The 9,262-nt window shown below is 72.6% G+C and carries 8 protein-coding genes; 6 read left to right on the top strand and 2 right to left on the bottom strand.

What is annotated here, in order from left to right; translation table 11 throughout:
- The first annotated feature begins 255 nt into the window (after positions 1–255).
- Both purN and purH read left to right on the top strand, forming a co-directional pair.
- Positions 256–831, top strand: coding sequence for a phosphoribosylglycinamide formyltransferase (purN, locus tag NBX02_RS19510; protein WP_250286666.1), 576 nt, complete (start codon positions 256–258; stop codon positions 829–831).
- Complete coding sequence (gene purH, locus NBX02_RS19505) at positions 828–2,504, top strand: bifunctional phosphoribosylaminoimidazolecarboxamide formyltransferase/IMP cyclohydrolase (RefSeq protein ID WP_250292509.1); 1,677 nt, start codon at positions 828–830, stop codon at positions 2,502–2,504. Before purN ends, purH begins: the two co-directional genes overlap by 4 nt.
- Before the next feature lie 314 nt (positions 2,505–2,818).
- Here purH and NBX02_RS19500 read toward each other — a convergent pair whose 3' ends face one another.
- On the bottom strand, positions 2,819–3,127 hold the full coding sequence (locus NBX02_RS19500) for a hypothetical protein (protein WP_250286669.1): 309 nt from the start codon (positions 3,125–3,127) through the stop codon (positions 2,819–2,821).
- A 525-nt stretch (positions 3,128–3,652) separates the two neighbouring features.
- On the opposite strand from NBX02_RS19500, the gene NBX02_RS19495 reads away from it, so the two are divergent.
- Together NBX02_RS19495 and mdh are read left to right on the top strand one after the other, a co-directional pair.
- Positions 3,653–3,958, top strand: a complete 306-nt coding sequence (locus NBX02_RS19495) for a DUF3017 domain-containing protein (protein WP_250286671.1) — start codon at positions 3,653–3,655, stop codon at positions 3,956–3,958.
- Between the two features lie 594 nt (positions 3,959–4,552).
- Positions 4,553–5,485: a malate dehydrogenase gene (gene mdh / locus NBX02_RS19490; RefSeq protein ID WP_250286673.1), complete on the top strand. Its 933-nt coding sequence runs from the start codon at positions 4,553–4,555 to the stop codon at positions 5,483–5,485.
- Positions 5,486–5,716: 231 nt separating this feature from the next.
- Here the strand turns inward: mdh and NBX02_RS19485 are convergent, their stop codons facing one another.
- Positions 5,717–7,003, bottom strand: coding sequence for a geranylgeranyl reductase family protein (locus NBX02_RS19485; RefSeq protein WP_250292507.1), 1,287 nt, complete (start codon positions 7,001–7,003; stop codon positions 5,717–5,719).
- A 91-nt stretch (positions 7,004–7,094) separates the two neighbouring features.
- Between NBX02_RS19485 and NBX02_RS19480 the strand changes: the two genes are divergently transcribed.
- Together NBX02_RS19480 and NBX02_RS19475 are read left to right on the top strand one after the other, a co-directional pair.
- Positions 7,095–7,979, top strand: coding sequence for a serine hydrolase domain-containing protein (locus NBX02_RS19480; protein WP_250286147.1), 885 nt, complete (start codon positions 7,095–7,097; stop codon positions 7,977–7,979).
- A 129-nt stretch (positions 7,980–8,108) separates the two neighbouring features.
- A partial coding sequence (locus NBX02_RS19475) for a YihY/virulence factor BrkB family protein (protein ID WP_250292505.1) occupies positions 8,109–9,262 on the top strand: 1,154 nt, incomplete at its 3' end.

Raw genomic sequence — 9,262 nt, 5'->3', positions numbered from 1 at the left:
TCCCCGTCCCGCGCGAACACCGCGCCGGGCCGGCGGCGCCGGCCGGCGACTGCGGCCCGCGCGTCGGCCACCCGGCCTGCCGGGCCTCCCGTCATCCCGTCTGAGCAGGGGCTATGTCCTGATCAACGCCGTTCCCGGCGGATGCGCACAGGCCGCCTGACGTCAGTACAGTCGGAGCGGAACGGTCCCTGGCCGCTGGCTGTGCCGTCGGCTTCGACGGCGCGTTGCCGGCCACCTGCTTCTCCGGAGAGTCCCGTGTCCGCTCGACTGGTTGTTCTCGCCTCCGGGGTGGGCACCACCTTGCAGGCCGTATTGGACGCCTGCCGGGATCCATCCTTCGGCGCCGAGGTCGTTGCCGTGGGCACGGACCGCTTCGGCACCGGCGCGCAGGACCGGGCGGTGGCCGCCGGTACCCCGGTCTTCACCGTCCGTCTTGAGGATTTCCCGCGCCGGGAGGCGTTCGACGAGGCCACGGCGGAGCGGATCGCCGCTTATGATCCGGATCTGCTGGTGCTCGCCGGCTACATGAAGATTCTCGGAAAGCGGGTCATCGGACGTTTCCGCACGGTGAACACCCACCCGTCGCTGCTGCCCGCCTTCCCCGGCGCCCACGCCATCCGGGACGCACTCGCGCACGGGGTGAAGGTCAGTGGTGTCACGGTCCACTGGGTCGACGAAGGCGTCGATACCGGGCCGATCCTTGCGCAGGCGACGGTGGGCGTGGAAGCGTCCGACACGGAAGAGACCCTGCGTAGCCGCATCCAGGCGGTGGAGCGCGTCCTGTACGTACAGACGATCGGCCGGATCGTCCGGTCGGAGGAGGGGACATGACATCCGCACAGGTCCCGCGGGAGTCCTCGGCCGACGAGCCGGTGGCGGGAGCGCAGGATTCCCCGCCCATCGACGCGGCCTCGTCCGGTGGCGGCGAACTGGTCGCGACGGGGCGGCGCCCCATCCGGCGGGTGCTGGTCAGCGTCTACGACAAGACCGGTCTGGCCGAGCTGGCGGCCGTGTTCGCCGAGGCCGAGGTAGAGATCGTCTCCACCGGTTCGACCGCGCAGGTCCTCGCCCGGCACGGCCTGGCCGTCACGCCGATCAGCACCCTCACCGGGTTCCCCGAGATCCTCGGCGGGCGGGTGAAGACGCTGCACCCGCGGGTGCACGCCGGTCTGCTCGCCGACCTGCGCAACGTCGAGCACGCCGAGACGCTCGCCGAGCTCGACATCGAGCCGTTCGACCTCGTCGTGTCCAACCTCTATCCCTTCCGGGAGACGGTGGCCGGCGGTGCCCCCGAGGACGAGGTGATCGAGCAGATCGACATCGGCGGCCCGGCGATGATCCGGGCCGCCGCGAAGAACCATCACACCGTGGCCGTGGTGGTCTCCCCGGCGGACTACCCGGAGCTGGTCGCTGCGATCCGGGCCGGTGGTTTCGACCTGGCCGCCCGCCGCCGGCTCGCCGCCCGCGCCTTCGCCCACACCGCCGCCTACGACGTCGCGGTCGCGTCCTGGTTCGCCAGTGTGGGCGCCCCCGACCAGGTCGCCCGGGAGTCCGGCTGGCCGGACACGGTCGCCGCGGTGTGGCGCCGCGCCGAGGTGCTGCGCTACGGCGAGAACCCGCACCAGCGGGCCGCGCTGTACGTCGCCGAGAACGACGGGCCGGGGCTTGCCGACGCCCGGCAGCTGCACGGCAAGCCGATGTCGTTCAACAACTTCACCGACGCGGAGGCGGCCCGCTCCGCCGTGGCCGACTTCGGCGAACCGGCCGTAGCCGTGATCAAGCATGCCAACCCCTGCGGCCTGGCGATCGGCCGTGACATCGCCGACGCGCACCGCAAGGCGCACGCCTGCGACCCGGTGTCCGCCTTCGGCGGGGTCATCGCGACGAACCGCCCGGTCAGCGTCGCCCTGGCCGGGCAGATCGCGGAGATCTTCACCGAGGTCGTGGTGGCACCCGGCTACGACGACGGGGCAGTGGAGATCCTGGCCCGCAAGCCCTCGGTCCGCCTGCTGGAGAGCCCCCTGCCGCCGCACCCGCACGGGGTGCAGATACGCCAGGTCTCCGGCGGGCTGCTGCTGCAGTCCCGCGACGCGCTGGACGCCGCCGGTGACGACCCCTCGGGCTGGACGCTGGAGGCCGGCTCGCCCGCGGACGAGAGCACCCTGGCTGACCTCGCCTTCGCCTGGAAGGCCGTCCGGTCGGTGAAGTCGAACGCGATCCTCGTCGCCGCCGACGGCGCCACGGTCGGTGTCGGCATGGGGCAGGTGAACCGGGTGGACGCCGCCCGGCTCGCGGTGGCCCGCGGAGGTGACCGTGTGAAGGGGGCGGTGGCCGCCAGCGACGCCTTCTTCCCCTTCCCGGACGGGCTGCAGGTGCTCATCGGCGCCGGGGTCCGCGCGGTTGTCGAGCCGGGCGGGTCCGTCCGCGACGAGCAGGTCGTGGCGGCCGCGCGGGACGCCGGGATCGCCCTCTACTTCACCGGCGTCCGGCACTTCACGCACTGACAGTCACGCACTGACGGTAGCCGCCAGAAGCGTCCCGAGCCTTCGGGCCCGTGGACGCGGTGCTTACTGACAGTGCTCAGCGGAAATGGCGCTCAGCGGAAACGATGTCCGAATCCGCCGCGTCCTGACCAGGGTGCGGCGGCCGGCGGGGCCGGGTCGATGTCGGGGTCACGGGCGGACGTCGGCCGCACAGCCGGCGTCTCGGTGGCGACGGCATCGTCGGCCCGCCGCTGTGACGCGCGTACCTGTGGCGTGCGTACCTGGTCGTCGGTGCCGTCCGGGTCCGTGCGTGGCGGCCGGACGGCACCGACGCCTCATGAGATGGACGCGGACTCCGCCGCTGCCGCCCCACGCCGCGACGTGCTCGTGGTAGTGCCGTTCGAGGACGCCGGGATGGCCCCACCGGGTGTGTCGTTGGTGGGGACGTAACGCTGCGCCACCCAGTCCAGGGCCTCCCGCCAGCTCGCGCCGTACAGGACCGAGATCCTGTCCGCCGTCTGCCGCGCGAGAGCCTGGACGAACACCCGGTCGTCGTTGTCCAGGTGCCGGGCGTCCCCGAAGGTCTCCCAAGCCCGGAACATCAGCTCCTGCAACTTCTTGCTGTGTGGCGATTCGTCTGTCACGGCCCACTCCCTCCACTCCGGTCCCATTCCGGTGGTTGCGGCGGAAGTGTCCCCTAGTCCCGTGTGGAGGCTTCACCCGGGGTCTAAAAAATTGCGATCCGACGAATGATCGTAAGTTTTCGCGATTGCCGGCGCGGCACTGGGCGCTCCGCCCACCTGAAGATCGATAATGCCCTGGACCTGCTCGGACAGGACGGGACAGCCTGATCGGCAGGTCTCGGCGGCTCCCGGGACGCGACGTGACCGCGGGGTCGCCGTACCGGCACCACATCCGAACGCCCGTCCCAACGCCTTCAAGGGCCACCGCGGTCTGGAGGCTGTCTTCCGGGTGGGCTGCCGTGGCCGTGGGGCCGCCTTGCCGGTGGGCTGCCGTGGCCGGAGGCCGCCTTCCCGGTGGGCATAGACTGCCCTGCGTGGTTGGGGTGAGTGGCAGGGGAACCGTGTCCGGACAGGGGCTGCCGGTTCCGGCCGGCCTCCCGGCCGGCGGGGCGCGGCCGTGCCGGTGCCGGTGCTGGTGACCCCACTATGAGCGCCGGCCGCCGGCAGCACCTGGCCCGGAGACGCTCGCCGCCGGGCTGGGACCCGGTGCTCACGGTCGTGCTGGGCGCGGCGATCGTCGCTCTGGTGTTCGTGTCACAGGATCACTGGCGACGCGGGCTGCTCGGGCTGGGCATCGTCCTGCTCGCCGGGGCCGTCCTGCGGCTGGTCCTTCCTGCCCGGCGGGCCGGGCTGCTCGCCGTCCGGAGCAGGGTTTTCGATGTCGCGACGCTCGCGGCACTCGGCGTGACGATCATCGCGGTGACGTTGGCGGTACCGGCCCCGGGGTCATGAGGGCCGTGGCGGCCGCGGTCGTCATCCCCTGGCCGGCATCCAGCGGTGGGCGGCCAGGATCTGTGCCAGCTGTGGCTGGGGAGTGCCGCTCCCGGTGGGCGTTCCGCGGTGAGCGGCCGGGCTCGTACCGGCCGTGGCCGGGGCGGGCTCAGGAATGTCGCACTCGGCGGCGCGCGGCGGCGGGGCCGCTGCCGGCGGGTATTCGGGGCGGAGCATCCGTTGCGGCGATCCCGGTGGTCCCGCGGGCGGCCCGGCCGGCCCGAGGGGCGGAGTTCGCCGCCCATCTCGCAGGCGATCGCGGTAGCCTCTCGATATCCGGAGCATTGTCCGAACATCATCCGAATACCATGTTCAGCTAAGCGGGGCGAACAGTACACATGCCGGCTCATAGCGTCCCCCTGATCCCCGGTGACGGGAGCGGGCCCGGGTACACCGAGACGGCGGCTCGAGTGCCCGCGGCGGCTGCCTCGTTCGTGGGCTGCGGTTTCGGCGCCATCCACGATCCGAAGCCGGACCGTACCGTACCGGCCCGGCCGCCGACGGGACGGCGGAATACATTGACGCCATCATCGAAAAACTGAGGGGCTGACACCGATGGGTGGGAAGGTAACCGTTGTCGGAGCTGGTTTCTATGGTTCCACGACCGCGCAGCGCCTTGCTGAGTACGACATTTTCGACACGGTTGTCCTCACCGACATCATCGAGGGCAAACCGCAGGGGCTCGCTCTCGACCTGAACCAGTCGCGGCCGATCGAGGGTTTCGAGACCACGGTTGTCGGGACGAACGACTACGCCGACACCGAGGGGTCGGACGTCGTCGTCATCACCGCCGGCCTGCCGCGCAAGCCGGGCATGAGCCGGCTGGACCTGATCGAGGTCAACGCGAAGATCGTCCGACAGGTGTCGGAGAACATCGCGAAGACCTCGCCCGAGGCCGTTGTCATCGTGGTGTCCAACCCGTTGGACGAGATGACCGCGCTCGCCGCGAACGTCCTCGGTTTCCCCCGCGGCCGGGTCATCGGCCAGGCCGGCCTGCTCGACACCGCCCGTTTCACCAACTTCGTCGCGGTGGAGCTCGGCGTGCCGGTGAAGTCGGTGCGCACGCTCACCCTGGGCTCGCACGGCGACACCATGGTCCCGGTGCCCTCGCACTCCACGGTGGACGGCAAGCCGCTCGCCGACCTGCTCCCCGCCGAGAAGATCGAGGAGCTGGTGACCCGGACCCGTAACGGCGGGGCCGAGGTGGTCGCGCTGCTCAGGACCGGGTCGGCGTACTACGCGCCGTCCGCCGCCGCCGCCCGGATGGTCAAGGCCGTGGCCGAGGACTCCGGCGCGGTGATACCGGCATGCGCGTGGGTGGACGGCGAGTTCGGCATCTCCGGTGTCTATCTCGGCGTGTTCGCCGAGATCGGCCGCGGCGGCGTGAGGAAGGTCGTGGAGATCGACCTGTCCGAGCAGGAGAAGGCCGCGCTGTCCGCTGCCGCCGAGGCCGTCCGGGCCAAGCAGGCCGACGTCGCCAACCTGTAACGTTCTGAATCTGTAACTTTCTGTAGCAGCTGCTGGCTGCCACGGCGCGTTGCCGTAGCGGCCAGCAGCTGGTCGACCGTCCTGTGGCCGCGCCGCCGACCGCGGGACGGACCGGCCGGCGGGACGAGCCGGGAGCGGCACGGCCGGCGCGGCACGGCCGGCGCGGCGGGATGCCGGCGGCACGAGGGCACCAGCTGGCTGACGGCCCATCGCCCGCCCCGGCCGGTGCGCTCACTGCCAGCCGGCCACCAGCTTGCGCACGGCCAGCCGGGCCAGTGACGCGGTGGGGATTGTGCCGCGTCCCAGGCCGATCTCCAGCAGGGTGTCGAAGAGCTCGGTGCGGTGGCTCGCGGCCGCGACGGCGGCGTCCATCAGGGTGCGATGCCGGCCGGCGAGCTCGGCCAGCAGAGTGGTGTGGCGCAGGTGCCGCCCGAGCTCGCGGTCGAGGGCGTGCCGGTAGGCCGCGCCGGCCGCGCCCGGCGCGGCGGTGACGGCGGCCTGGCCGGCGAGCGAGCCGGACAGCAGGGCGTAGTAGATGCCCTCACCGGTGAGCGGGTTGATCAGTGACGCGGCGTCCCCGGCGAGCAGCACCGGGCCGTCGGGCTGGCGGGGCCGCCAGGTCGACAGGGGCAGGTGGTGGGCGCGCAGCGTCCCGGGATACGCGGGCTGGTCGGCGAGCATCCGGGCCAGGGTGCCGTACAGGACGGCCCGGCCGCTACCGCCACCATCGCCGCCACCATCGCCGCCGCCACCGTCGCCGTGCATCTCGTCGAGCTTGGAACGCAGCATCCCGTAGCCGATGTTGGCGCGGCCGTCCCCGATCGGGAACGACCAGGCGTAGGCCGGCCAGCCCTGGTCGGTCATCTCGATGAGCTGCTCGGGCGGGCGGTCGGCGGACGGCGCGTCGGCGTACCCGCGCACGGCGATGGCCAGCGCCTCCGGCGGGTTCGGCCCGATGCCCAGGGCGCGCCGGGTGGCCGAGTTCGCCCCGTCCGCCCCGATCACCACCCGGGCCCGCAGGTGGCCGTTGACCAGCACCGGATCGCCGGCGGCGCCGCCCGCCACCACCGAGCGCACCCGTTCGCGCCGCAGGACGGCTCCGCGCGCGCGGGCGGCGGCGACCAGGCGGGCGTCGAAGATCTTGCGTGGCACCACGTAGTTCGCCCGCGGGCACGGGGTCGCCACCTGCGCGCCGCCCGGCGCGCGCAGCCGCATCCGGTCCACCGGCGTGAACCCGGCGGCCGCGTCCGGCACGCCGAGCGCGCGCAGGACGTCCAGGCCGTGTGGGGCGATGCCGTCACCGCAGGCCTTGTCCCGGGGGAAGTCCGCGGCGTCGAGCAGCACGACGCGGGTGTGTGGCCGCAGCTGCAGCGCGCGCAGGGCGGCGGCGCAGCCGGCCGGGCCGGCGCCGACGACGAGCAGGTCGATGGTCCCGGCCGGGCCGGCCTCGGTGGCCGGCCCGTGCGCCGCCGGGGACGCGGCCGGGGACGCAGGGGAGACGGTCGCGGACGCGCTCATGGTGTTGGGAGATGTCGGTGTCGCCACATCGGCCCAGTGTCCCAGTGCGTTGGGCACACGCCCGCGTGAGGAGGTTCGTACAGTTCATCAGGTGGATGCCCTTGCGCAGGTGGCCGCCTGGCCGGTGGAGAACGCGGCCGTCGCGGTGCTCGTCTCCGGTGGTCCCGCGGATTCCGCCGGTGATGCCCCCGGCGCGGTCACGGCCGCCGGGCCGGTCGGGGACGCCTGGTCGGTCGGGGACGCGGGCAGGCTGTTCCGGCTGGCGTCGGTGTCGAAGCTGCTGTCCGCCTACGCGGTGCTGATCGCCGTGGAGGAAGGGGTCTTCGCCCTCGACGACCCGGCCGGCCCGCCGGGCTCGACCGTCGCGCACCTGCTTGCCCACACCTCGGGCCTGGAGTTCGCCGGCAGCCGGCCGCGGGCCGAGCCCGGGGCGCGGCGGATCTACTCGAACACCGGTTTCGAGCTCCTGGGGGAGACGCTTGAGAAGGCGTCCGGGATCGCCTTCCCCGACTACCTGGCCGAGTCCGTGTTCGCGCCGCTGGGGATGGGCTCCTCCGAGCTGCGGGGCTCGCCCGCGCACGCGGTGTGGTCGAACCTGCACGACATGATCCGTTTCGCCGCCGAGCTGCTGGCGCCGCGCCTGCTGGCTCCCGCCACCTTCGCGCTGGCGACGTCGGTGGCCTTCCCCGGCCTCGTCGGTGTGCTGCCGGGCTTCGGCGCGCAGAAGCCGAACGACTGGGGGCTCGGTTTCGAGATCCGCGGCGGGAAGCAGCCGCACTGGACGGGCAGCACCAACTCTCCCGCCACGTTCGGTCACTTCGGCCGGAGCGGGACGTTCCTGTGGGTGGATCCCGCGCCGCGGGCGGCCTGTGTGGCGCTGACCGACCGCGAGTTCGGCACCTGGGCGGCGCAGGCGTGGCCGGTGCTGTCCGACGACGTGGTGGCCGCCGTCCGCGCGGCCGGTATCCCGGGCTGAGCGCGTTACCCGTGCCGGCGTGCTCCCGCGCCCGGCGGGGGCCGGGCCACCGGGTGGATCCCGCCGCCCGGCCGGTACGGCGGGCCCGCCGGGTGTGATGGCACCGGGCTCGTGGGTAGTTAGCAACCGATGGCCAATCCGATCAGCGCGGTCCGCTCCGGGGCACGGAAGGCATCCGGCGTCGCGGGTTCCGTACGCCGCGGGAGACCCTTTGTCGACCATGCCATACGTGGCTATCACCGGTATGTCGAGGACGGCGGTGACCGGCTCGCGGCGGCTGCCACGTATTTCGCCTTCCTGTCCTTCTTCCCGCTGGTGGCGCTGGCCTTCTCGATCACGGGGTTCGTGGTCGACGCGTATCCAGACGTCCAGCAGGAACTGGTCAACCAGATCAACAGTTATCTGCCGGGGATGGCGGACAAGCTCGACATCGCCAGTATCGGCAACTCGAAGGTCGGGGTCGGCCTGATCGGTCTGGCCGGTCTGCTGCTGGCCGGGCTGGCCTGGATCAACGCGCTGCGGGACGCCATCCGGATCATCTGGCACCAGAGTGTGGACGTCGGCAACGCGCTGGTGCGCCGGCTGCGGGACCTCGGCGTCCTAGTCGGGCTCGGGCTGATCGTGTTCGCGTCCATCGCGGTGACCAGCGTCATCACCTCGGTGTCGGGGACGTTCCTGGAGGGGATCGGCCTGTCCGGGAGCACCGCGGCGACGGTGGTGACCACGCTGCTCGCCCTCGGCATCGCGCTGGCACTGGATGTGACGATCTTCCTGTGCCTGTTCCTCTGGCTGCCGTCGATCACTGACCGTCGCCGGGTGGTGCGCGGGGCCATGCTCGGCGCCGTCGGGGTGGAGAGCCTCAAGCTCCTCGGCACCTGGCTGGTCGGGATGACGACCGGTAATCCCGTGTACGGGACGTTCGCGGTGATCGTCGGCCTGCTCATCTGGATCAACATCGTGCTGCGCTGGACCCTCCTGGTCGCGGCGTGGACGGTGACCGCCCCCTACGACTCCGACGTCGTCCCGTCCGGCACCGCCGTGGCTGTCCCGGGTGACGGTGCCACCGAGGCCGCCGTGGCTGTTCCGGATGACGGCGCCACGGAGGTTGTCACGGCCGTCCCGGATGGCGGCACCGAGGCCGCCGGGGGAGCGGCCGGAGCGGCCGGACCGGCCGGTGACCCGCCACCCGCCGGTTCGCCGGCGGCCAGGCCGCCCACCGGCGCTGTTGCCGGCTCCGCCGATGACGGGGTGGACGTGCCGGCGCTTCGGCCAGGGCCGTCGGC

This window comes from Protofrankia sp. CiP1_Cm_nod1, from assembly GCF_920888515.1.
Classification (GTDB): Bacteria; Actinomycetota; Actinomycetes; order Frankiales; family Frankiaceae; genus Protofrankia.
Note: the sequence above shows the minus strand (reverse complement) of the source record. Positions and strands in the feature narration are given on the sequence as shown.

Excerpts from the sequence above, each read along its gene's own strand:
- purH (WP_250292509.1), top strand. The coding sequence starts at position 828 with ATGACATCCGCACAGGTCCCGCGGGAGTCCTCGGCCGACGAGCCGGTG.
- NBX02_RS19495 (WP_250286671.1), top strand. The coding sequence starts at position 3,653 with ATGAGCGCCGGCCGCCGGCAGCACCTGGCCCGGAGACGCTCGCCGCCG.
- mdh (WP_250286673.1), top strand. The coding sequence starts at position 4,553 with ATGGGTGGGAAGGTAACCGTTGTCGGAGCTGGTTTCTATGGTTCCACG.
- NBX02_RS19485 (WP_250292507.1), bottom strand. The coding sequence starts at position 7,003 with ATGAGCGCGTCCGCGACCGTCTCCCCTGCGTCCCCGGCCGCGTCCCCG.